Here is a 25,897-nt window from a genome sequence, read left to right on the forward strand (position 1 = left end):
TTCAATCCTCTTCTCCTTTTGCATCTGGTTTCCTCATTGGTTCCGGTAATTTCCTTTTGACCGGTTTACTGTCTCCTTCTTCCTTTCTTCCAGCTCCTTCAGTATGTTTTTCTATAGTTTCCTTTGATTGATCAAGCTTATCTTTTTCTGGTTCTCTCTTACGGCCGATAGTGTAATCATGAAGCTTCTCGAGAAATTCCCGCCTATGTGCTTTTGCTCTATAGAGTAGATTATGCTGGTAACCATCTTTTTCTCCTGTAGCAGGGTTAATTCCTATAGAGTCAAGACCATGCTCCCAAGTAAACTTCATAGCATCTTCTATCGTATAGCCCAAGTGTGATCCCACGTATCCTTTATAATATTCCAAATATCTGTTAATCCTTCTATGTGCAATATCTTCTTTATCAACTCCAAATGCCCTGTAAATTTTTTCTTCAAGCTTATCAACATCATTTTTAGGCGAAGTTAGAAATTTTGTTGCTTCAATAGTGGCACTTACAAATTTACGTGGCACATTAATAGCATGTTTCAGTACACCTCCAACTCTTGGTATTCTCCCCAGCAGATTAGCTGTACCTCCGGCTAATCTATCCGGTAAATGAGTAGCCCAACTGCCTAAAGACTCTAGTTTTCCACCAGCAAAACTTTGCCACTGCTGTTTGAATCCTTCCATTATGCCAACCAAAGGCGATGCTTCATACATTCTAGATATATTGTAAACGCTGAATCCACCACCAGCTATACTTGAGCCCATTTGTTGTACGAACTCGCGTAAGGAGAACATTAAAAATGAAAGCAGGAATAATATAAAGATTTCCCCTGCATTGATTAAATAACCTCTCTGTATGTCTTGAACCCTTTGGTAATCGCTATTTTCTTGATAATTTTTGCAATCCTCACAATCTTTACATTTCTGACAGTATTCACTGTTGGGATCCTTATATAAATCATGAAGTTTCAGTATTCTACAACCTTGTTTTTCTACCGCACTCCGCACTAAAGATCTTATTTCATTAATTATTTCCCTATAACTATTGCATTTATTTATATCTTGACAGTAGCGTTTTATTATTTCACTAACATCACCTATCCTTTTCTCTATATTGTTGATCAGTAATATAATGTCAGCCCTCTCTGATGCATGGGATAAACTATTTGTTAAGCGTACTAGATCTTTTGCACTGCAGCCATTACTAACTACCATATCACTTTCTGCAATATAGTGGTCTGCTGGATTATCTTTAGTTCCAGGTATTGGATTAAAGAAAGGATAATCTATATAACGAAACCCTTTTATATGTTCACCATTTTTATCTTTAGGGTAATCCGGTGGAAGCGGGATATATCCAGCACCGCCAGTAAATTTTATTGTACCACCTTCTCTGCTTATCTTTTCTATACCTTCTATGTTTTTATCTACGTTAAGTGGAGAAGCTTCCCCGATAGTGTAAGGTAAGAAAATTTGCCCTGGGGTCCAACCAAAATACTGTTTATCAATGATACAAAAACCGCCAAACACCCATTTTGGAGCACATAACCTTACCTCGAACCATTTATTGTAGCATACAGTAAAACCTAACTGCCTATAAAAGGTGTTCATTATCATTGAAGCCAACAATGACAAGAGAGTAAATATCATAATCGATTGTAAACAAAAACTGATGCAGAATTTTATCCAACCTTCAAACAGACTTTTCAGTGGTGAAAATAAAATAGAGATCAGGAACAATGGCATGATAGCTATAAGAAAAGCTATACCCATAAAGCCAGAGAGAAATATTATGTAAGCATACAAGCACAACAAGAAGTATAGCACAATCCCTATGAAAATTGCCGGTATCATAAGAAGGCTTGCCCACATTTGGTAATGTAAAAACGCTGCAAATTTTTTCCAAACAGAATAAGCAAAAAACTTATTGAACATGTCCTCCATGAAGCTAAACAACTTAGCTTCATCTCCTTGAGCAATACTTCCGGTGTTCATGTTGGGAGCAAAGTTAGTAATTACACTTATCAAGTGCTCAAGACCTTTAACGAATAAAACAAGAAAATGATCATAGAAAAACCTAAAACTTCCAGGAGATATAAGCACTATTACTAGAGTGATTTTCATCATTCTGATGAGCATATCATGCTTAGTTTCTCGTATCATGCCAAAAAGATAAAGAAGCGATGAAATCATTACAAATAGAACAAGCAAGGAAAGAACAAAATTGTGAAAGCTCGTACTTTTTTCAGCTATATTTTCGAACATAGCTTGTGCAACTGCAGGATCATTGCTATTAAAATGTTTTTTGCAATTTTCGTTAATCAATAATACACATTTTAGATAGTTATAAATGTAATCAAAAAACCCAAAACTACCTGGCTGCTGCACTCCACTTAAGAACTCAAAAGAGTAGCCACCTACATTATCTAAGTAATATCTATCTAATATTTTTACATATATTTTCCATCCCTTTTTTAATTTCACCGGGTTACAATTTCTGTCTTTTAATTTAGTGCTATCTCTGTCTAAAGTAAAAAGACCGCTCCCATTTTCTGCCACGGAGTTGTAACCTAGATGTACAGTAGGATATTGAGGATCGCGCATTAACTTTAGATTTTCGTTAGGATCATCTTTCCCCGTTTTAAACAAAAGATAAGCACCATGACCATTTGTAAACCAACATGGAGCACCACGTGATACTGTATTTGCGCTATCATCTTCATTAATGCACTTGCAATTTACAGTGCAACTTGCATTAGGCTTACTTGAAAATTTTTGTATGCTAGGTTTGTAATCATTACAAACTAAGTGAAAGTCAGGTAGACTATTATCACCTGACTTGCCTTCAAATTTAGTTGCATATTTTAACTGCTCCAAGCTTTGTAAGGTATAACTGCCTTTTTTAGATTCCTTCTTGTTATTATTACTCCAAGATGTCCATGCACCATTAACTCGCACTATTAAGCTATCTCCATTGGTTTCTAATCCAGTATCCTTCCACTTCACCACTTGGTTATGGTGGAAACCATAATTAATTTCTCCAGTTTCAGGATCAATAACTTCTCCATCTTCTGGAATAAAAGCACCGTGGTCGCTTGAAAAATGAGCGCTTACTGCAATAGGTTTAGGACCGAAATAGTCAGCAGATATGCACCTTGGAAAAGGCATATCGTTCTTACTACAACCTATGATCAGCACGTAAGCTGCAAGAAGTAATACCCTAAACCAACATTTGCCTAAGCGTGATTGCATATCTAAACTTTTTCCAAATATAGAAATAAATTTCTAAAACTTTACTTAAAATATCTTTTTAATTAGTTACTCCATAATATCATTTATATCTTACTCCTCTCCATTTTCTTCCTTGTTTTTAGCTTTAGGACCACTTTTCTTAGAACCTTCCCTTGATTGTTCTGGTGTTTTAGGGCTCCCAGAATTATTCCCCGTTTCTTTATCAGAACTTTCTTGTTTACCTGATTGCTTTGGTGTTTCAGATTTAGGGCTTATGGAGTTATCCTTCACTTCAACTTTTGGTCGATCTTTACTCATTTGCTGCTTGATATTCTGTATCATACCTTGGGTCTTATTATCAAGGCCAACAGCCGACAGTATAGATTGTGATGCGCTTGTGGCAACTTGACCAACACTGCCAGCAACTCCCCAACCAGAGCTGAATAGTGCTTGTGCCATAGCTTCCGATATAGAAACAAAAGCTTCCATTGCACTAGCAATAATTAAGTACATAAATGCTTGGACCAGATCTATGGGCAACGCTGCAAAGTGCCCACCAGCCCTTTCTCCGGTACTGAGTGCAACATCAACATTAGTGCCAGGACTGTATCCAAGAGGCAGTATTGATTTCATCAAGCACAGATCATACGATAAGAAATTTACGCTAATTAAACATTGATAGCATGCAGAAAAATTTGTGAGATTGTATAGAACTGAATACATCAGCTGATTTAAAAGAGATAAAGATGAAAATAAAATAACTGGTTGTACTGCAACGTGAGCCAGCGTTTTTATCCAGTTATCAAACAAGGGTTTAGTCTGTTGAAATAAAATAAACACGATAAACAAAGGTGTTAATGACAGTAAAAACGCTACTAGAACAGTAGATATTACATATTTAAACGTAGCGCTAATAATGCATTTTAAAAACGCAAAAGTAGCGTAGAGTATTGCCAAAAATGTAATAAAGCCAAAAGGACCAGAGAGCATCAACGATAAAAACTTTAACCAAGTTTCTGCTGTGAATAATACTCCTGCTGTCAAGTCTAAGAATGCAAATTTTCTCCCCCCTTCCCCTATATAGCCAGAAAAGCTATCAACTAAATAAGTGCTACCATCTATAAAAAGTCTGGATAAAGTTGTACCAAAAAGTTCCCAGCTTCTATCGCTAAAGACAAAAGCTATAAATGCTATCTTGAACATTCTTACAATGAAATCAAATTTACTTAGCTGTATTGTTCCAAGCATATAGCCAACGACAGTAAATATAACGTATAGAGTAAGCAAAGCTCTTACTCCTTGAAGAAGACCTCTTGCATATCCTTTGTATGAATCTTTAACGCTGTCCCCAATTACTTCTTCTTTTATAAATTTAAATACCCCGTTTACATTCGATGAAATAAAATCATTAATTTTTCTTTTGACAAATAAAGTTACTGTGTACTTATTATTTTCATAATATTTGCCATTTTTGTCCGTAATGTCATCTCTCTTTACGTTGCTTACATCGATACCAAAATATATCTTCTTAGATTCTTCGTTCTGAAAGTGTTTTCCGCTTATTACATCTAATATGGTGTACTCATCTTTTCCGTCTACTCTTTCTCTCACTCCTACCACTTTGAAATCATTAGTTCCCACACCATGCAAATCTTTAGGTGGCTCATCACCCAAATACACATACAGTTTTTCGCCATTGATATATTCACATGATCTAGTGACTTTAACATGGTAACCGCCCCTATTAGCTTTATAGTGACCATAATCTGCAATAGCGAGCATCACACTACTACCAGATGTTACATTTTTTACTGTATAGTCACTATTTAATTTCAGAGAAAAATCCTCAAAATTATCACTAATTTGCGAACACACATTATCCTTTCTTGCACCTACTTCATTATCTGGAAGACATTGCATACCTTTAGCAGTATCTTGATCATCAAGATCACCAATTTTTGCAACAAGAGCCTCAGCCCAGGAAATATCTTTTTCAGTGTTTGATGTAAAATCAACGTTAATCTGCTTGGGATCCCCTTTATTTTCTTCTATCTTCTTAAGCTTATCTTCAACTTCTTTAAGGTGAGAATACATATCACATTTGTCGTTTTCATTATCATATTTTTTGTATCTTATAGAAGAGACACGGTTTTGTTCTCCCGCTTGACCTGAACCATAGTTCCATATACCCTTCTTAGTATAGCATATATTTTGATGGTAACAGTTAAGCTCATAGGAGGAGTACTTTTTTCTCTCATCAAGACTACAGTTTTTTCCATCACATAACTCGTTCAATCCTATTTTAGCGCGGCGTAAATCAAGTAGCGAACCATATATCCATGGTTTGTTGTCTTCAATATAACCTTTATTAAAATGTACCTTATTATCATATGGAGTGTACCCATTGCCAACTAGCACTTTGCTTTCCTTTGCTTTTGTTTTATCAAGAGGTAAAAATTTTATTTTATTTCTCTTTCCATCCTTGCCCTCACAAAAAAATTCCTCTCCCTCTTGCTTGCTAACATTCAATATTTCACTTGCTGACACTTTTTCACCTCCTTCTTCAGCTCTATAACAATTGTCATCAAAGCTGATACCTTTCCCTCCTGGATTGTCATAATCAATTGTTATTTTTCTGGGAACTAAGCTAAAGCTTAACCTGTCACCAGGATTTACTTTTATTCCAGTGTCTACATAACGTCTATTGCTGCCAAATTCTTTACCGCTGCACAATTCGTTTTCATTTACGCCTTTTTCATCAACGCCATAATTATTAGGCACATCGTTAATATTTGCAGCTTTACTATAATTTGGTTCTGAGCCATCAATACAAAAGCTAGCTGGTACAAGCACTTCCCTTGGATTTTTGTCTTCTTTAAGAGGGCAAAAATTTACTGATCCATCGAGGGTGAATTTGATTTTCTCACCCTTGCTAATTACTTGACCAGAATCAACCCAATGAATTTTAACTTCTTCACCAGCTTTATGAACTGGAACATCCACGTTAACACTAGTGTTTCTGCTCTGCAACCCAGGTTCGACACAATCCATGTTACAACCAGTGATTGCAAGACACAGTATCAACAATAGTGATCTTTTACTTATCATTGCTGTCTTCCTTGTGGTATCTGAGGCGTTGACCTTTGAGTTCCTTGTGGTATTTGAGGTCTTGACGTACCTGACTGTTGAGAAGCACCTCCTCTTTCTCTTCTTTGAACGCTTTGTTCATCTAACCCTACTGTTCCCATTAAGCTTTGTTGATAATTTTTTCCAGGTTCGCTTGCTACATAAACACCAAACAACGAGTCAGATATTGTCGAAGAAGCTTCAACTAAAGCTTTCATAGCATGACCTAAGATAACAAAAGCCATCATAGCGGTAATATTAGGTGTATATTTGGAAGCATAACCATAGAAGATACAAGGGTTAAAAATCTTTAGGTTAATACTAAGTATACACGTAGAGCAGACTTCAAAATCAAATACTGAATATATGATATAATCCATAACTTGACTTATCAGTGATATAAAAATTAAAAGGACTACTGGATGAATTGCAAATCTTGCTAAATTTTTAACCCAGTTTTGAAACATCTGCCTAGTATACGCAAATAAAAGACAAATAATAAAAATAGGTGCTAAAGAAAGTAATAACGCAACTATTGCTATGGATGTAATAAAAGAAAATAAGGCGTTGAAAATAGATAAGCTCACTGTGATTAAACCCCAGATCACCAAGCAAAAAGATACAATGCCTAAAGGGCCAGAAAATATAAGAGATACTATTAACAATACTGAATGCGATGACAGAAATCTATTTAATGGCAAATCAAGAAACTCAAAAACATTTGAAGTAGTGCCTCTAAAATTTGCTATTTCTATTAACTGTTTTGGGGTGTTAATAAAAATAGAAAATGCATTGTTATAAAAAAAATTCCAACTGTTGTCCTGCAGCAGCTGGGTAATAACTCCTATCTTTACGCATATAATTAGAAACTCATATATAGAAATATGAGTTAAACCAAAAAAGTAGTAAAGGGTATATAAGGTTATGTATAATACTAACAGCGATATTATCGTGGATCTAATGGTATTTGTTCTGCTTGATTTTATAAAACTTTCGTAAAGAGACTTTACAGGACTAGTATCAGAGTGAATTGCGTTAGGATCTTTGTAGCTAGAGCCGAAAAATGCAGTTTTCACTTTTTCGTCAAAAAAATTATAGATTGCACTAAAAGTTCTTGTGGGTGGCTCTTTAGTTGTTAGGTTAATGCTAAACTGACCTTCATTTTTGTAATCGCAGCCATGGTCTCTTATTCCGTAATATATGGTGCCTGTTTTGTCTTTTAATTTTCCTTTCAAGTTTTCCATGTCATGAACTTTGCTGATATCTACAGATATATCCGCTTGATTTTCACCAGGCTTATGCTCAGGGAGTTTGTCAGAGACGCTTATATACAAGCTATTCTCCAGACTGTGGTTCTTTGCTACTCTTATGTTGAAACCACCTTTGCCAGTATCATCACCTAACGTAAAAATTAATTCTGAGTTTATTGCATGGCTATAACTTATCTTGTGATTACAACTAGTACATATACCACCATCTCGCAAATATTCAAAACGTTCACCATCCATATCAACACTTAAGTGTTGAACATCAGTTTCCATTTCTGTATTCTTTAAAATGTCACTAATAGCCTCACCAACAGATTCTTTACTAACAGACTTTAAAGCACTTGTAATGGATGTATCCAGATTACGTTTTGCAGCATTCTGTGCACGATTAGGCAAACAAAGCTTTTTTCCACGATCATCAAAGCATACATATTTACAGGCTAGATCTAAGATATATGTATCTATCTTGCTTGCTTGACTACTTGAAAGCGAGCTGCAGTCTATATCTTTTCCTTGTTGTTTTATAGAATTGACAATCTTTTCAATCTCCTTTCTTTTTTCATCTTGATCTGACTTTGAAAAATCTGAACTCTGATATTCTTTTCCATTTTGATGCAGCCAGTATTCATTGCTTCGTATGTATTTATTAGGACATATTCCATCCTGACATCCTTCTCGATTTAAAACATGTGCAAAATACCCCTTTTCTTTTTCACTGCACTTTTCATCAATACTTACATACCTGACTTTTGTCTCACTCTCTTTATCTTTACACACTTTACTTCCAATCACACTAAAGCTTATCGTATCGCCTTTTTTAAGTGCAAATGGTAATGCAACGTCATTTCTCCCAGGCCCAATTGCAAAATCTGCATACTGCTTAGGACAAAAATTAACCTTACTAGGCACTATATCAATCTTTGTTACTCTTATTCTATCTGAGATATTAACACCAGAATCAACCCATTTCTGCTCTGTTGACACTATATCTAGTTTTTCACGCAAACCTGATAAATTTTCTGGCTTAATACAGTGATCCTCCCCACATCCAGACAATAAAAAAAGCACCACAAAACTTATGCATAACTTACCCAAGTTTTGGTTACTTAAACGTTTAAGCATCTGTTACTTACCTTAACTAGCATCGCCGCCACCTTGTTTAACAGTTTCGCTGAAATCTTTACCACTATTTCCACCACCACCACCTCCTCCAGTACCTCTTGCCTTCTTGACAGCCGCAGCAGCAGCTTGACCAACACCTCCAGCAGCAGCTTTGGCAGCAGATAAAGCTTTGCCCACCATTTGTCCAGGTGTATGACCTGAGCCAAGTGCTGCTCTATGGTTACCAGCAAGTTCAGCAGCCATGTTAGGAAGAATGTTTAAAAAGTGGTAAAAGAGGAATAACACTAGACACAACTTTAATAACTCTCCGATGAGAGAGCTGCCAAACTCCATGTATGTAAAGTCGAATAGACCAAGTATGCTGCTCTTTTTAAAGCTATAGTTTTGCATCATACATGCTAGAGTAGTTTCATTGTTATTACATTCTCCATCTTTTAATTTAAACCATTGTTTTTTGCTACCACCCGAGGCTTTTATTTTATCCTCATATTTCTTGTCCGACTCAAAGTTCAAATTTTTAAAATAAATTTTATCACATGCTATGAACATAAAGGACAAAAACGCAAAAAGGATAACCGGGTATAAGCTATAGGTAATCAACTCTTTCACCCAGCCGTCAAAATATCCTTTGGTGTGTTGGAATAAAACCATAGGAATAAACAAAGGTGATAGAATAACAATTACACTTAAAGCAACTAGAGATAAAATAAATACATAGCACAGCCACAAAATAACCATCATCAGAAAAATGGCCATAAATATACAGACAAGAGCTACTAAAATTTGTCCACCAGCAAAAATAATACCGATTATCGAACCTGCAACTAACAAGACAGGGGCAGCACCAAGCAAGATTGCTAACGTTACAACACCTCCAGTGCCAATTTTGCCACCAATCCCTTCTAAAGGTGCTCCTAAATAGAATAGAATCCTACAATCAAGCCTATCCCAAGGAGCAAGGTAGCTATAATTTCTTGTACTATATTTATAATCATTAGCTTCATAATTACATATTCCTTTGCTTTCAGATGAAGCTTTCAGCACTATTTCTGACAAACCATTTGAGAGACGAGTTAATTCTCCATAGTAATGAGACATGGTACTGCCTGTTGTAAAATAAATCACTAAAGCGAATTTAATGATCAACATGTACATCTCTTGTGGACTGCGCACTCCACCAGACATAGCTTTTATAGAGAACAGTATTAAAGCTAAAACCAAAACAGCAGTTATGGTGTTTTTCAGCCTTTTCTGTGCTACAGATATAAAACTCTCACCGTTTGGTGCACCTTTACCTGCAACTAAATTATCCAATGATTCCTTAATACACTGCACTATCATAGATGTAATTGGAATAGGAGCTAATGATTTACTCCCTGCCTGATTATAGCAAGCTTCAGAGACATACGAGCTAAAACAGCCTTTATTGTCGTAACCTACAAAAATTTTTCCTTCTTTTTCCTTATTTCTTATATTAGTTTTATAGTCATTATCATTACCAATAGAAACTTCTTCTTTCCCTGTGCCATCTTTATTTTTGAATATCATCACAGATTCTTCACACATAGGAGCAAGCGGGTCTGGTGGCAATTCCGTGCACCCCATATCAACCCCTTGCGGCCAAGGAGTCATTGTGATACCAAGTGTGCTAATCTCAGCTAATTCCACACATAACCTGCCCATTTTTTTCACTGCTTTGAATGTTGATCCATGTATTATTGCAGGATCACCTCCAGCTTTGATAGTTTTACATTCTAGCTTACCATCAACTCTTGGTGACCATGACCCACCTTCATATCCAGTGTCCTTCTCTCTAACATCAAAGTCTATATCACCAAAAAGATTACCGAACGTTAAGGGGTTTCGATGACATACTTCTATATATTCACTGTATTGCACACCGTTTTTTGGCCAGTAATAACCACCAGCATTTTCATTAGATATAGAGCCTAAACCGTCCTTCTCCATTTTTTTACCTACTTCTATTGATCCATTTTCCTTATCAAAACATTTAAAATATTCATCTTCTTTTTGGTAATTCTTATTTATGCACTCTGAATATTTTGAGTATTCTGGTTTTGAGAATCCGAAATCTTTATACTTTCCATCATGATCACGTGCAACTGGGTGTCTAACAAAACTATGTTCACAAACAACAAGCCCTCCTATAGCTTTCCAGACTCCAACGATTGCAGCTATCATTCCAACAATAACAAGAGCAGTAAACAAACCAGCAGAAGAGACGATCAAGACAATGCCAGTAAATATTGCACCAACAGCAATAGCTATTCCAGCAAGTGCTGCAGCTGTTTTAAACGCCCCACAATCAGGGTTAGAGGCACGGCTAAAGCTGCCAGTAGAGTTAAATCTACTAACAAATTCTGTCTTGTCAGTACCACTTACTCCATCTGCAAGCACTGGATATGAGAGTAAAAAGTCTATATTTAGTAAAAATATCGCAATTAATAGCAATGACAGCTTAGTCTTAAACATTTTTTACCTTCTGATAAAATATAGGCAACCATACTTTTGGGTTGTCTCCAACTTCATTTAATACATCGTGTAACAATAGAACACTTTCTGCACGTCCGGATAATACGTTGATTATATCATCCAGGTCTTTTAAGTCTATTCTAGCTACCACAGCATTAACTCCTTGTTTCACCAAAAAGAATCTAGTGCTTGGATCTGTGTGCTTAATTAATATATATTCACGTTCAGTTAACATAAAAACATCCCGATAGACACTAGTAGCTTTCAGATTTGGTAAAAAAATCTGTGTCGCTGTTTGTTGTACAAGCGTATCGCTAATAGCACTTTTACTTGCATCCTCAACACTCTGAGTAGCAAAAATCACAAAAGCATTTAGTTTTCTCAGTACCTTCAACCAGTCTTTTATCTTGGGTGCAAAAACTGGATTATCTATTAATGCCCATGCCTCATCAAGAACGATAATAGATGGAGTGCCATCAAGAGATATACTAATCCTATGAAATAAATAAATCAATACTGGTCCAAGGGCAACAGGATCTTTGAGCAAGCTAGCCATCTCAAAACCAAATATTCTTGCTCGTGAAAAATCTAGCAAATCTTCTTTATTGTCAAATATTGCAGCATGAGAACCATTATCATGCCACATAGATATTGCCCCAGCTAGAGTATCAGGACCTGCAAGCCCTAAAAACGGTACAAGGTTTCTCAAGAACCTGTCTTCTTTTCTTAATTTAAAATTTCCTTCAATTGCATCATTAATTCGTGCAATATCTTCTGAAGTAAATTTACCATTATATACCGAAATTAAAGACTTTATCCACTCCATTAAAAATGTTCTATTATCAGAGGTGTCATCAAGTTGCAAAGGATTAAAATTTGTTTTAGTTCTTGGTTCTATTACAGTATAGATACCACCAAGTGCTCTTAAGAAAATCTCTGCACCGCGATCTTTGTCAAAAAAGAATATCCTTGGAGAAAATTTTATCGCTTGAGCACATAAGAAATTCATTAAAACAGTTTTACCAGCACCAGTTGGGCCAATTATCATAGTGTGTCCAACATCCCTTATATGAAAGTTGAAAAAAAATGGAGTACCAGATGTCGTGTCGAAAACTGTAACGGCATCTCCCCAGTGGTTATTGAATTTATTACCAGTAGGATAATTATGTTGAGATGCAAATCCAGCCAAATTAAGACTACTTATTGTAGCTTTTCTCACTATATAATCGAAATTACCAGGAATTTGCGCCCAAAATGCTGGTTCAAGATTAACTCTCTCACGGACAGGGTAAACACCGCAATTAGAAAGCTCTGATTCTACCAACGACAGAGCGTTATCCAATGATTTAGGACTTTTTTCTATACATAAAATAGTCAGGTGATGTTGACCAAATGCAATCTTACCACTCATTGCGTCATCAAGCGCTTGAGAAATTTCTGCTATTTGAGAAATAGCTTTATCTGCAGACTGTATCATTCGATTTTGCTGTATCTGCATTTTTCCAATCGCCATTTGCCTGTTTATAAATTGAAAAGATTGCGTAATTATAAACTCGTAAGGAAGTTGTAAAAACGAATCAAGCATTCCTGCAGAAGTATGATTTCCATATTCTTTGATACTAACTATTCCAGCATATTTGCTTTCATTGTGAGTCACAACCTGTATCATCTTGCGACCAAAGAACAATCTGTGTACTGGCAAATACCTTGATATTTCAGTTCTCAGCGGAAAAAGTGTATTTGTAACGAAGCCACAATTTACAATTCTGGATAAAAATTCCATTATTTCACAAAATAGGCCATTGGGAGTTTCTTTTACTGCAAGAACTTTGGGTGAATAGTTTCTAAGGCTTGTCACTACACGATTTGTCGTTTCCTCTAAATCTTCATACGTAGCACGCATATCACTTTCCCAAGCATGTTTTGAAGTTACATGTCCGAATTTTTTTAGTAGATGTGACAAAAATTCTACTCCTTTTGTGTCCGCTCTACGGATAATCGTAATGTATAGGTCATTAATAAATGATTGCCTTGTTGCGTGTTTTTCTCTCCATTTTAGATTTACGTGATTAGCGAAAAAATTCGGCAAACCTTGACTTGCAAATTCATCAGAAAAAATATTTTTTTTACGTCTGATAGTATGAAAATACAAACTAAATGCCGGAGATGAAATGCTTCTGAGCATCTGATTCCTGATATTATTTTGTATTACTAAATCCTCGTCATCGGCGGTTTCAAATGCAAAACCACTTAATTTTATAACCTTAACCAACCAATTTTCTTTTGTCATCAAGGTTGTGCTATTCCAATAGCAAGAATAAGGAATAAATTCAGCAGCGTGAACTTCCCTGCTCAGAGTAGATTTATTCTTTGATTGAATAGCCCTAAACCTCAGCATCACACAACATTAAGCAATATCATAAGAATTGGCTCCATGATAAAAACGATTTAAACATTTCGAGCACTTTCCTAATTTTACCATAAATAATTCAATAAACAACGGTTCTTTTGCAGAAGCTATATAGCCAAGTCCATGTATACCTGGTAACATTAAGAGAATCACTCGCAAATCATTTGAATTAATGAAAATTAGCATGCAAATCAGGACGTTTAATATTGCAAACATATAACTCACACCAAAGAGCATTGCAGGTCTTGTAAGACCTTTAAATAATTGATCTGTTTGTATACTACCTGTGGACATATCTTTAACCTTCTAATAATAACTAATACTATATCATTATATTAAAAATCCATTGAAACTAGTAGCACTTTAAGTTAAGGTACATTATTTAACCAAGATAATGACAAGTTGGCCATTTCAAGAAGCAGAAAAAATATTGCAGGAGTTTCCTAATAAAAAAGAAATAATATTTGAAACTGGTTATGGACCCTCTGGTTTACCCCACATAGGAACCTTTGGAGAGGTTTTCCGCACTACAGTTGTTGTAAATGCATTAAAAAAAATAGCTCCTGGTATAAAAACCAAAATCATTGCAGTTTCAGATGATATGGATGGTTTGCGAAAAATACCAGATAATGTACCAAATCAAGAGATGCTAAGGGAGCACTTAAATAAGCCACTCACTATAATCCCAGATCCATTTGGGACTCATGAAAGTTATGGTCATCATATGAATTCATTGTTGTGTAAATTTCTTGATTTGTTTGAATTTGAATATGAGTTCAGGAGTGCAACAGAGTGTTATAAATCTGGCGTTTACGATGAAAAACTTTTACTACTGCTGAAAAATTATGATAAAGTGATGGACGTAATGCTCCCATCATTTCGGGAAGAAAGGCAGCAGACTTACAGTCCATTCTTGCCGATATGCCCAAAAACTTCCCAAGTTTTACAAGTTCCAGTAATTGAAACAAATACAGATAAAGGAACAATCACATATGAAGACTTCCATGGAGAAAAAATAGAAGTTCCGGTAACAGAAGGAAGGTGCAAATTGCAATGGAAACCGGACTGGGGAATGAGATGGGCTGCGTTTGGAGTGAATTACGAAGCTCACGGGAAAGATTTAACACCATCTGCTGTGCTTTCAAGCCAAATATGTGAAATACTTGGAGAAAAGCCACCACTCTTGTTTCGCTACGAATTTTTCCTTGATAAAGAAGGAAAGAAAATATCAAAATCAAGAGGAAATGGCATTTCAATTGAAGAGTGGTTAACTTACGCACCAACAGAGAGTTTAGCATTGTACATTTTTCAGAGCCCTAAAAAAGCTAAACGTTTATATTTTGATGTGATACCAAAATCAACTGATGAGTATCTAGAGTTTGTTAAGCGTTATCATGAAAATAAGGATAATGTGCTCAATACAGAATCTTCAGAATCATCTATTGTCATTCCAGAGTTCTCTTCTGTCATCCCAGTGCGTGACACTGGGATGACACCTGACCGAGGTGCTAATCTTTCACTAGAACAACGATTAGATAATCCCGCCTGGCATATCCACCGGGGCAATGTTCCCAATATAGAAACTTCAGGCATAAATTTCTCACTACTTTTAAACCTAGCAGCGGCTTGTAATGCTGAAAACAAAGAGATCCTATGGGGTTTTATATCCTCTTATGCACCGAACGTTACACCAGAAAATAATAAAATGCTTGATAGACTTTCAGACTTTGCAGTAAAGTATTACCACGATTTTATCAAACCAACAAAATCATATAAAACTCCAAATGCAAAAGAGAAAGAAGCGTTACTAGATTTGAAGGACACTTTACATTCTCTATCTACAACTGTTACTGCTGAAGAAATTCAATCTCAGGTATTTTCTATTGGAAAAAAATATGATTATACCAACTTACGTGACTGGTTTCAGCTATTATATGAAACGTTACTTGGCCAAAAAACCGGTCCAAGAATGGGATCTTTCATAAAGCTTTACGGAATAGATAATACGATTTCTCTCATAGAAAGCGCTACTAAATGTATACTTTAGAGTTTACCTTCTTTCATTTGAGCTCTTTAGTTTTTAGTTCTGCCTTCTAAGAGCATGTCTTCAAACTGAGTAGAAAGAAGTTAAGAAGTATGGTATAAGGTACATTTTAAGATGTACCCAAGCGATATAAGTGACAAAGAATGGAAGACAATAGAGCCATATTTTGAACCTAAAAAGACCGGCAGACCAAGAAAACATAGTATTAGAACAATTATTAATGCAATCCGCTATATGATGAGAACAGGATGTCAATGGAGACAACTGCCTAAAGATTTTCCACCATGGAAAACCGTATATAGTTGTAATTCGCGCTTGAAAAAAAGTGGAATATGGCAAGAAATTCATGATTTTCTAGTTAAAAAAGTAAGAGAGATGATTGGTAAAAATAAGACTCCATCAGTAGGTATAATTGATAGCCAGTCAGTGAAAACTACTCAAAAAGGGGATCCAGAGGATATGATGCTGGCAAAAAAATAAAGGGCAGAAAACGCCATATTATTGTAGATACTGTGGGTCTTGTAATTGCTGCTGAAGTACAGAGTGCAAGTATTCAAGATCGTGATAGTGCTCTAAATCTTTTTGCCCAAGCTAAATGCAAAGTTCCAACTTTACGTAAGTTTTTTGCTGATCAAGGGTACATAGGTAAATTACAAAACAGATGCTTATTGGAAACGGGATGTTTATTAACGATTGCCAAGAAAATAGTTGATACAGGATTTCAAGTTATTCCCAAACGTTGGATTGTTGAAAGAACTTTTGCCTGGCTTTCCAATTTTAGGCGCATGAGTAAAGATTACGAGCATTCTCCTCTCACCTCAAAAAACTATATCTTCTTTAATATGATCACTATTATGCTTCACAAATTAGCTCATTCTTCAGTTTGAAGACATGCTCTTAGGCTTTTACTCGTGACAACCACTGTGCCTGCGATCTTGTCGTGCCAAGTTTGACAGCGTTTGTTGAAATTTGACCATAAAAAGCCCAAGAATAATGGTGCAGCTGACAATATAAAGGAAAAAAATCTCTTTGTTGCTTGTCTTAGGGTCATCTTTTCGAAAGTTTGTGCATCCACAACTCTAAGCCCAAGTAATAGTTTTCCAGGTGTAGCAGCAAACCTTACCCACATATATGTTACATAGCAAAAGAGCATAATGCATTGGACTATTTGATTTAGGATTTGTAATTTTATAAGTCTACTCTGCGTTGTCTTTTCTTCTGCAGACAGTGGCGCTTGCATTTGGTATTTTGCAGCAATTTGACTTAATATTTTGCTATCCTCTGAGTTCATAAAGAGCTTATTTAAGGCTTGGCTGCAAAACTGCAAGAACAAAACGATAATAATCAAATCAAGCAATACTGATATATAGCGCCTAAGTCCTGTTACATAACATATCCCATTTTCATCTTTCTTTACCTTTTGAATAACATTTATAGAAGAAAAAATAGAAAATAAACGATCAAAAAATTTATGTAACATATATACACTTTCCAATATTTAACGTGCCCCTGGCCGGACTTGAACCAGCATGCTTTTGCAAGCAACAGATTTTGAGTCTGCCGTGTCTACCATTCCACCACAGAGGCATTAAATTTTAATGCTATAGGCAACACGGAATTAGTCAAATTTTATATGTCTTTCAAATGAGGACTAAATATTCTACAATAATCAACAGTTACTCTCAAAACTTAAAATGAATGAATTAGCTAGTCTCCTCAGTTCAAGAAGTGTAGACAAGGAAATATGTAAATTACCGCATAATTTAGAAGCCGAGCAAATGCTTATTGGTGCAATGATTCGTGATAATAGAATCTGTGATGCAGTTGAAGACACAATCACAGCAGAGAATTTCTATGATCCATTACATCAGAGTATCTTTACGCAAATATCCAAAACCAGGAAACATGGCATAATTGCCAATGAACTGAGCCTCAAGATGTTTTTTGAAAATGATCAAGCATTCGCCGAATGTGGTGGAGTTGAATACTTAGCAAAGCTTGCAGCGAAGGCAAGTATTGCACTTGATATCTATAGTTTGACTAGAATAATCCGTGATACTTACTTAAGGAGATGTTTAATTAAGCTCGGGCAAGAAATAGTTGGTGATAGCTACAACTACGATATTGAAAACCCTGCACAGGCGCAAATTGAACAAGCAATGACAAAATTGTTCAACTTAGCAGTAAAAAAACAAGGTGAGAAAACATATATAAAGCTTGCAAGTTCAGTTAAAGGCGTAGTTGAGAAGATCAGCATGCTGAAAAACAATCCAGAAGCGCTGGGCGTTACAACCGGACTTCAAGATCTAAATCAGCTTCTTGGTGGTCTACAAAAATCTGATTTATTAATTTTAGCTGCAAGGCCTTCTATGGGTAAAACAGCATTGGCGCTAAACATCGCACTTAATGCTTGTAAGATGTTGCAAAAAAGAGCAGATAAGCAACACTATGTAGCGTTTTTCTCGCTTGAAATGTCAGCAGAGCAATTAACTGCAAGGCTGATCACTATAGATTCAGGGATTAGTTATTATAAGGCATTAACCGGGAGAATTAGTGATTTTGAATTGCATGAATTTATCAATACTAGTACAGAGTTATCTGAATTACCTTTCATCATAGATGACACCCCTGCGCTATCAATTAGTGCCCTTCGTACCAGGATACGCTTGCTGTATCAATTATATAATGTAGAAGTGGTATTTATTGATTATTTGCAGCTAATCAGAGGAACAACAAAAAGGAGTAATGAAAATAGAGTGCAAGAAATCTCGGAAGTGACGCAGGGTTTGAAAGCAATTGCAAAGGAGCTAAATATTCCCATTGTTGCACTATCTCAGCTCTCTCGTTCTGTTGAGCAGAGGGATGATAAAAAACCACAACTTTCTGATTTACGTGATTCAGGGAGCATAGAGCAAGACGCAGATATAGTAATGTTTCTCTATAGAGAAGAGTATTATGAACTAAGAAAACAGCCAAATGAAGGAAACAATAAACATCGGGAATGGCAAGAGAAAATGGAAAAAATTAGAAACATTGCAGAGCTCATTATTGCAAAGCAGAGAAATGGACCAATTGGCAGTGTAAAGCTATATTTTGACTCTAACAGAGGTGCATTTAAAGATTACACGGAAAGACATAGTTCATAGCCTTCAGTGATCTTTTGTCAATATCTATCCTTATTGACATATCTTTTTGTTTGTGCTACAATCTTTAATAATAAATTGATTACTTTAGTGAGGTACACAATGAAAAATATATTTAATAAAACTAATGTACCCTATTATATAGCTGGAACTCTGGCTACTTTAACTTTATTAGCATCTGTAGTGTTTGCTGCAGCTCCTTATATTGGGTTCTTAGCTCCAGTTGCAGCGTTAAGCGTTGGCCTGCCATTTATTATTGGTGGTGCTGTATTTTCTGCTGTGGCTATTGCACTTTCGTATAAAGCAATTAGTAAGAACAAAACTATTTCTGAGAAAGATGTTCAACTGGCTGAGAAAGTAGAAGAAATATCTAAAAAAGATGCTCAACTGGCTAATCAAGCAAAAGAGATAGAAGATAAAGATAAAACTATTTCTGAGAAAGATCGGGAGATTTTTAGAATGAAAAATGAGTTGGCTGCAACCAGAAGGATTAATGCTTCTCAGCCAGGTAATGCGGTAGAAATTGGTAGCGTAAACCAGCAGCTTACTAGGAAAGAGGTCGGAGTACAAGCTCAAGAGCAAAAAACTTCTGAGAAAAATACTCAACTACCTGAGAAAGAAATAGAAGAACTTAAACGAGGAAATGCTTTTGTTCCGCAAGCAAAGGATTATCAAAGAAGTATTTACATCTGTAGCAGAAGCGTACAATAGTGGGCGCATTCCTGGTATTGTTAAGCGGCGCTGTAGTGATGTTGCGAATGACTTAAAAAATATCGTAGGTAGTGCGAAAAATGCTTATGGCACATCAGTTGAGTATGTAAAAGGGAAATTTAATAATGCTGGAAATAAATTAAAAAATGTTTATGGTACGTCAGTTGAGTATAAAAAAGGAGCACTTAACAGCGTTGGAAGCAGCTTGTACAATAGGCTTTATGGTACTAAGGTTTCTATTCTGGAAGAGCAGTTTAAGTATGAAGATGGATCTAAAACTAGTATGCAAGAACTAACTTGTTTGGATTACTTAGATCTTGCAGTTCCTTCTAGCAAGCAAGAGAAACGAGCTAATAGTTTGGATTATTTAAATATTGATAACGTTCCTAAGCAACCTGATCATCTAAGTATTGATGCTGCTAAAAGGTATTTAATGAGTCTTTCTGAGGATCAGGATGTATTTTATGATGCAGAATCTGGTGATGAAAAAGGTACTGAGATTTCTAGCCCAGAAAATCAGCCAACTAAAGAAGAAAATGGTCAAGGCTGGTTTGCATGGAGCCTAGGAAAGGCTAAGTCGGCAATGACTGAAGTAGTAGTGATAGGTGTTGATGTTACTAAACCATATCTTGCTAAAATAACTAAGGCACTTGCACCTAACTTGAATATGTAGACGGCGGTGTGCACCGTCGTTAACTAAAGATAATCTCATCCAGGAGAAATAGTTTAAAAACTATTTCTCCACTTTAGTGTCAACCCTCAAAAAAACCGGCGTAGGTTCAGGCAATGTTATGCCTGAACTTACGCACGTGTCATACAAAGATTTTAAATCTCGTTGTTCTTTTGGAATTTGCAATTGATTAAGTATCATTTCTGCTGACTTGGGAACGATTGGCTGCAATAAAATGCCAATTATCCTGATATATTCTAGTAATTTGTAGATTACTAAGTTCATACGCACTCTATCGGTTTTGCTTAATGTCCAAGGTGCACTTTTGTCTATATAAGCATTAGCTTCAGAAGAAATGTTGATAATTAGAAGTATGATATGGTTAAACTCATACCTTGCAAGATGATTCATGATTTGATCAATTATGGACTTACAATTTGGCAAACTCTCATCATCTTTGAGTAGATTTAGATCAACTGTTGGTACAATTCCAGAACATTGCTTGTGTAAAAATGAAATTGTTCTTTGTACTAAATTGCCTATGTTGTTTGCCAGTTCTGAGTTTATTCGGCTGATCATGTTTTTCTTACTAAAGTTGCCATCCTGGCCGAAGCTTGCTTCCCTGAGGAGAAAATAGCGTAGCTGATCAACACCAAACTCTTGAGCGAGGCCAATTGGATCTATGACATTACCAAGGGACTTGGATATTTTTTCCCCCTCATTTAACCACCAACCATGAACTGCAATTTGTTTTGGCAGTGGCAAATCTGCTGCAAGGAGGATAGCCGGCCAATATACAGCGTGAAAGCGCAATATGTCTTTGCCGATTACATGAACGTTGAAAGAGCTGTCAGCTAGGTTTGCAGTGCTTGACACTGGAATCTGTGTTTCTGGTTCTGCCCAAAACCTCTTATATTCCTCACCCTCAGTACTAGGAAAACCTATTGATGTAAGATAATTGGTTAATGCATCTATCCAGACATAGATTACGTGTTTGTCATTACCTGGTACTTTTATTCCCCAGTTAAAACTAGTGCGAGAGATTGAAAGGTCAATGAGCCCTAATTTTACAAACGATACCACTTCATTTTTTCTGCTCTCAGGAAAGATAAAATTTGGCTGACTTTCATATAATTCTAGTAATTTATTCTGCCAATTTGACAAACGAAAAAAGTAGCTCTCTTCTTTTATCCACTGAACCTCAGCACCTGTTGGTGCTTTGCCATCTATCAGCTCTGATTCTTGATAAAATGCTTCATCACGAACTGAATACCAACCAGAATAGGAATCCAAATATATTTGTCCTCTCTCTTCAAGCCTATTCCATAAAGCTATAACTGCTTTTTTGTGACGTTCCTCCGTAGTGCGAATAAAATCGTCATACTCAAAATTCATGAACTTAGCCAATTCTTTAAATGAAACGCTCACTTTATCTGTAAATTCTTTTGGCTGCATTTCCTTTGCTTTAGCTGCTTTTTCTATTTTTTGTCCATGTTCATCTGTACCGGTGGTAAATTTGACATTTTTCCCAGCTAGTTTCATGAACCTTGCCACAACATCACACAAAAGAGAGGTATATGCATGCCCGATATGTGGCTTGTCATTTACGTAATATGTTGGCGTGGTGATGTAAAAGTTCTCGAATTGTTCCATTATGCAGTGCTTAAAGCTTTATCGTATCTGTGCTAGTAATAAAAATCAATATGTAGTACACTATGTATAATTATACAAACGTTTGTTTTAGAAAGCAATCCGTACAGCAGATGGTGTCATCCAAGTAGCTGACAACATAGAAACGAAAAAACTTTCTTGACATCCTCCGCCAACTCCCTTATCATGAAACTGAAGCTATTTATTTATCTTCTCTGTACAGATTAAATGACAAAAAAACTCACGTATCTGGCGTCTCATGTTTAATTTTTTGCACTATGTGCACCTTATGTCTTTATAAAATTCTAGGTTTTTACCTAATATAAGCTAAAATGCGCTTATAAAGCATTTAAAACATAAAAAAACGCCAACTTAAAAAATGGATAGTGAATAACTAGCTACCCTAGGGTTTCTTTTGCCTTTTTTTTCATTTGGTAAATTTCTTAATGTTTGTAGCTAAAGATTGCACGAATACTGCAATTACAAAAGCGATCTCTACTAGGTAGGCCAGTGCTCCTTTTTTTGTCATCCGAGTAGCCCTCTTCTTGTCATCCCAGTGCGTGACACTGGGATCTAATTTTTTATGCAAAATTACTATATTTATATATTTGCAAATAGATACAATTTGAAATAATTTATACTATGAAGTTACGAAATGAGATTCCAGTGTCACGCACTGGGATGACAAAGTGTGCTTCTGTCATCCTATGATAGCTCTAAAAAACCTAGATCCCAGTGGGCTTTGTTGCATCGCTAGCTATGATGGATTAAAGATAAAAAAGATGGAGAATATCAGTAGCTTATTATTCTGGTATTTATAATAAGAACGGTCAGTGAATACCTAGGCTCTGTGGACAAAAAATATGAAAAGAGAGAAAAAGATGGTAGTTTAGCCTAATAGGTAAAAAATGGAGAAACTACCATATGCAATATTACATCAAAGAGGAAAATTGGAAACAAATTTTAGAGTTCATAAAAAGCGTAAAAGGAATGCACAGCAAAGATGAAAAACGTTTAAGAATATTCATAGAGGCAGTGTGGTACATAGTGCGAAGTGGTTGCCAATGGAGACTTTTACCAAAAACTTATGGTAATTACAGGAGTATACATAAGCGATTTAAAAGATGGTGTGAAAGAGATGTCTGGAAAAAATTGCTTGAATATACTAAACAAGAGCCTGATTTAGAAGTTGCTATAATCGACGGTACGATCATCCGAGCCCATCCATGTTCATCTGGATATACAAAAAACTCCAAGGATCAAGAAGCTTTAGGGAGGAGCAAAGGTGGCTTTACAACTAAAATACATGCGCTTGTCGATGCACTTGGAAATCCACTTAAATTTACTCTGACTCCTGGTCAAAGAAATGAAATTACGCAGGCACAAGTGTTGACCGAAAGTATCTATAACTCTACTGTAGTAGCTGACAAGGGCTACGATAGCAATGCCTTTGTTACAAGTCTTGAAGACAAGGGATGTACAGTAGTTATTCCGCCAAAACGGAATCGAAAAGTGCAAAGGTATTACGATGAGCATATCTACAAAGAACGTCATTTGATTGAGTGTTTTTTTGGTAAAATTAAAAATTTTAGGCGCATTTTTTCCAGATTTGATAAAACTGCTGAGGTTTTTATGGGTTTTCTCAATTTTGTTGGAGCTCTTGTATGGCTTCTCTAAAATTTTGTCCACAGAGCCTAGGGGATATAACAACTGACCTTCTTCCCTTGAGTATAAAATCCTTGCAGGTGCAATGCGTGATGCTGGTTTATTATACAGCCACCCGATGCGCTCATTTATAGTTACTTGGATGACAGGAACAGGAGGCGCTGGCTTTTTGATTGAATAAGTAATCTCCTTATTTTCAGCTATTATTGGTAAACAAATATGATGCCATATGTTTTTCGGTTTGGAGAGAAGGTGTCCGGTCAAATCTTCCTGATGTAGCCTGTGCATCACAAGAACGATTACTCCTTTTTTTCTATCGTTCAGCCTGGTTACTAGAGTCTGATCAAACCAGTTTATGGCACGCTTTCTAAACGTTTCGCTCAAAGCTTGAGCGGGACTTAGTGGATCATCTACGATGATGAAATCTCCACCTTCACCGGTTAGTGTTCCTCCAACGGACGTTGCGATTCTGTATCCTCTCTGCACTGTTTGAAATTTGTATTTGGTGTTTTGGTCTTTGGATAGTTCTACTTCTGGAAATAGCTTTTTATACCAACCAGATTGCATTATACACCTTGTATCGAGCGAATGTTTTTTGCTAAGCAGCCGAGAGTAACTTGCAACTATTATTCTTGCAGTTGGCTGATTTCCCAGTATCCATGCGGGCCACGCAACACTTATACACAGGGACTTCATTGAACGCGGAGGCATATTGAATATTATTCGTTTCACTTCACCAGCGCCCGCTGCTTCAAGCCTATCTGCTATGACTTTTATGTACCGATAATTATTATACTCACACCCCGGCACTACCGTTTGAAAGCATAACTCAATGAATTTTAGAAAGTTCATGATATAATGTTGAAAGATGTCATCCAAGTAGCCCCTTTCTTGTCATCCAAGTAGCTTGACTACTTGGATCCAGAAGACTTAATTTCAACCAAGTGGCTGCATAATAAAGTCTGGATTCCAGTGCCAAGCACTGGAATGACATCCTCCCTTGTGGAAATTGCTCTCAAATCACAATGTTTGTACAGCTATGCAAACACAAAGGTGTCATCCAAGTAGCTGACACTGGGATCCAGGAAAAAGAATGGTGTCATGAAAGTAGCTGACACTGATTCCTTTATGATGGTGTCATCCCAGTGCCCAGACACTGGAATCCAGCTTTTGATCGAAAATGTTGTATAGTACATAATCAATTTTTCTGGATCCCAGTGTCTGGGCACTGGGATGACGAGAAAGGAGCGCTGGAATGACAGCAGTCCTACGTCATACCGCCGCGGTATCTCTAGATCCCGCTAACACGTAGCGGGATGACGATTGTCGTTTAGCCATAAATATTAAGGAATTTACCAAATGAAAAAAAAGGCAAAAGAAACCCTAGTCATTGTCTATTTTCAGTATTGGCGTTTTTTAAGAGCATGTCTTCAAACTGAGTAGAAAGAAGTTAAGAAGTATGGTATAAGGTACATTTTAAGATGTACCCAAGCGATATAAGTGACAAAGAATGGAAGACAATAGAGCCATATTTTGAACCTAAAAAGACCGGCAGACCAAGAAAACATAGTATTAGAACAATTATTAATGCAATCCGCTATATGATGAGAACAGGATGTCAATGGAGACAACTGCCTAAAGATTTTCCACCATGGAAAACCGTATATAGTTGTAATTCGCGCTTGAAAAAAAGTGGAATATGGCAAGAAATTCATGATTTTCTAGTTAAAAAAGTAAGAGAGATGATTGGTAAAAATAAGACTCCATCAGTAGGTATAATTGATAGCCAGTCAGTGAAAACTACTCAAAAAGGGGATCCAGAGGATATGATGCTGGCAAAAAAATAAAGGGCAGAAAACGCCATATTATTGTAGATACTGTGGGTCTTGTAATTGCTGCTGAAGTACAGAGTGCAAGTATTCAAGATCGTGATAGTGCTCTAAATCTTTTTGCCCAAGCTAAATGCAAAGTTCCAACTTTACGTAAGTTTTTTGCTGATCAAGGGTACATAGGTAAATTACAAAACAGATGCTTATTGGAAACGGGATGTTTATTAACGATTGCCAAGAAAATAGTTGATACAGGATTTCAAGTTATTCCCAAACGTTGGATTGTTGAAAGAACTTTTGCCTGGCTTTCCAATTTTAGGCGCATGAGTAAAGATTACGAGCATTCTCCTCTCACCTCAAAAAACTATATCTTCTTTAATATGATCACTATTATGCTTCACAAATTAGCTCATTCTTCAGTTTGAAGACATGCTCTAAGTCTTAAACGCTGCAATTTAGCTGCTTTTAAATGCAACTAACCTTAGCTATAAATGTTTAAGAAATTTACTAGGCAGAAAAAAAGGCAAAGAAAACCCGTGGTAGCTA

General features: G+C 36.2%; 17 protein-coding genes, 1 tRNA gene and 1 pseudogene. 9 read left to right on the forward strand and 10 right to left on the reverse strand.

Annotation, left to right across the window (positions count from 1 at the left end; genetic code table 11):
- Position 1 precedes the first annotated feature (1 nt).
- From OPR26_RS05475 to OPR26_RS05500, 6 genes are all read right to left on the reverse strand, one after another.
- Positions 2-3,241 carry a TrbL/VirB6 family protein gene (locus tag OPR26_RS05475; RefSeq protein ID WP_265015707.1) on the reverse strand — a complete coding sequence of 1,080 codons (3,240 nt, stop codon included), beginning with the start codon at positions 3,239-3,241 and terminating at the stop codon, positions 2-4.
- Between the two features lie 90 nt (positions 3,242-3,331).
- Complete coding sequence (locus OPR26_RS05480) at positions 3,332-6,328, reverse strand: TrbL/VirB6 family protein (protein ID WP_265015708.1); 2,997 nt, start codon at positions 6,326-6,328, stop codon at positions 3,332-3,334.
- Positions 6,325-8,736, reverse strand: a complete 2,412-nt coding sequence (locus OPR26_RS05485) for a TrbL/VirB6 family protein (protein WP_265015709.1) — start codon at positions 8,734-8,736, stop codon at positions 6,325-6,327. Before OPR26_RS05485 ends, OPR26_RS05480 begins: the two co-directional genes overlap by 4 nt.
- 12 nt (positions 8,737-8,748) lie before the next feature.
- Positions 8,749-11,229 (reverse strand): TrbL/VirB6 family protein, encoded by a 2,481-nt coding sequence (locus OPR26_RS05490; protein ID WP_265015710.1) that lies wholly within the window; start codon positions 11,227-11,229, stop codon positions 8,749-8,751.
- Complete coding sequence (locus tag OPR26_RS05495) at positions 11,222-13,627, reverse strand: VirB4 family type IV secretion/conjugal transfer ATPase (protein ID WP_265016296.1); 2,406 nt, start codon at positions 13,625-13,627, stop codon at positions 11,222-11,224. Before OPR26_RS05495 ends, OPR26_RS05490 begins: the two co-directional genes overlap by 8 nt.
- Before the next feature lie 9 nt (positions 13,628-13,636).
- Positions 13,637-13,933 carry a type IV secretion system protein VirB3 gene (locus OPR26_RS05500; RefSeq protein ID WP_007548615.1) on the reverse strand — a complete coding sequence of 99 codons (297 nt, stop codon included), beginning with the start codon at positions 13,931-13,933 and terminating at the stop codon, positions 13,637-13,639.
- Between the two features lie 100 nt (positions 13,934-14,033).
- Between OPR26_RS05500 and lysS the strand changes: the two genes are divergently transcribed.
- The 3 genes from lysS (at position 14,034) to OPR26_RS05515 (ending at position 16,570) form a co-directional block, all read left to right on the forward strand.
- Entirely contained in the window at positions 14,034-15,686 is a 1,653-nt protein-coding gene (lysS, locus tag OPR26_RS05505) for a lysine--tRNA ligase (RefSeq protein WP_265015711.1), read from the forward strand.
- A gap of 111 nt (positions 15,687-15,797) precedes the next feature.
- Entirely contained in the window at positions 15,798-16,163 is a 366-nt protein-coding gene (locus tag OPR26_RS05510) for a transposase (RefSeq protein ID WP_264731180.1), read from the forward strand.
- Between the two features lie 20 nt (positions 16,164-16,183).
- Entirely contained in the window at positions 16,184-16,570 is a 387-nt protein-coding gene (locus OPR26_RS05515) for a transposase (RefSeq protein ID WP_265016251.1), read from the forward strand.
- Here OPR26_RS05515 and OPR26_RS05520 read toward each other — a convergent pair.
- Together OPR26_RS05520 and OPR26_RS05525 are read right to left on the reverse strand one after the other, a co-directional pair.
- Complete coding sequence (locus tag OPR26_RS05520; RefSeq protein WP_265015712.1) at positions 16,555-17,163, reverse strand: RDD family protein; 609 nt, start codon at positions 17,161-17,163, stop codon at positions 16,555-16,557. The genes OPR26_RS05515 and OPR26_RS05520 overlap by 16 nt on opposite strands.
- 24 nt (positions 17,164-17,187) lie before the next feature.
- Positions 17,188-17,270: transfer RNA gene (locus tag OPR26_RS05525), tRNA-Leu, on the reverse strand.
- Between the two features lie 107 nt (positions 17,271-17,377).
- On the opposite strand from OPR26_RS05525, the gene OPR26_RS05530 reads away from it, so the two are divergent.
- The 3 genes from OPR26_RS05530 (at position 17,378) to OPR26_RS05540 (ending at position 20,210) form a co-directional block, all read left to right on the forward strand.
- Positions 17,378-18,829 carry a replicative DNA helicase gene (locus OPR26_RS05530; RefSeq protein ID WP_253302086.1) on the forward strand — a complete coding sequence of 484 codons (1,452 nt, stop codon included), beginning with the start codon at positions 17,378-17,380 and terminating at the stop codon, positions 18,827-18,829.
- Positions 18,830-18,928: 99 nt separating this feature from the next.
- A complete protein-coding gene (locus tag OPR26_RS05535; RefSeq protein ID WP_265015713.1) occupies positions 18,929-19,537 on the forward strand; it encodes a hypothetical protein in 609 nt (202 codons plus the stop codon).
- On the forward strand, positions 19,470-20,210 hold the full coding sequence (locus OPR26_RS05540) for a hypothetical protein (protein ID WP_265015714.1): 741 nt from the start codon (positions 19,470-19,472) through the stop codon (positions 20,208-20,210). Before OPR26_RS05535 ends, OPR26_RS05540 begins: the two co-directional genes overlap by 68 nt.
- A gap of 60 nt (positions 20,211-20,270) precedes the next feature.
- Here OPR26_RS05540 and metG read toward each other — a convergent pair whose 3' ends face one another.
- Positions 20,271-21,860: a methionine--tRNA ligase gene (metG, locus tag OPR26_RS05545; RefSeq protein WP_265015715.1), complete on the reverse strand. Its 1,590-nt coding sequence runs from the start codon at positions 21,858-21,860 to the stop codon at positions 20,271-20,273.
- 921 nt (positions 21,861-22,781) lie between these two features.
- Between metG and OPR26_RS05550 the strand changes: the two genes are divergently transcribed.
- Complete coding sequence (locus OPR26_RS05550; protein WP_264702259.1) at positions 22,782-23,534, forward strand: IS5 family transposase; 753 nt, start codon at positions 22,782-22,784, stop codon at positions 23,532-23,534.
- Positions 23,535-23,552: 18 nt separating this feature from the next.
- Here the strand turns inward: OPR26_RS05550 and OPR26_RS05555 are convergent.
- Positions 23,553-24,374, reverse strand: a pseudogene (locus tag OPR26_RS05555) (phage terminase large subunit); the annotation flags it as partial.
- 629 nt (positions 24,375-25,003) lie between these two features.
- Here OPR26_RS05555 and OPR26_RS05565 point away from each other — a divergent pair.
- Entirely contained in the window at positions 25,004-25,369 is a 366-nt protein-coding gene (locus OPR26_RS05565; RefSeq protein ID WP_264731180.1) for a transposase, read from the forward strand.
- 20 nt (positions 25,370-25,389) lie between these two features.
- On the forward strand, positions 25,390-25,776 hold the full coding sequence (locus tag OPR26_RS05570) for a transposase (protein ID WP_265016251.1): 387 nt from the start codon (positions 25,390-25,392) through the stop codon (positions 25,774-25,776).
- The last annotated feature ends 121 nt before the right edge of the window (positions 25,777-25,897 follow it).

The sequence above is a fragment of the Wolbachia endosymbiont (group A) of Anoplius nigerrimus genome, assembly GCF_947251795.1.
Lineage (GTDB): Bacteria > Pseudomonadota > Alphaproteobacteria > Rickettsiales > Anaplasmataceae > Wolbachia.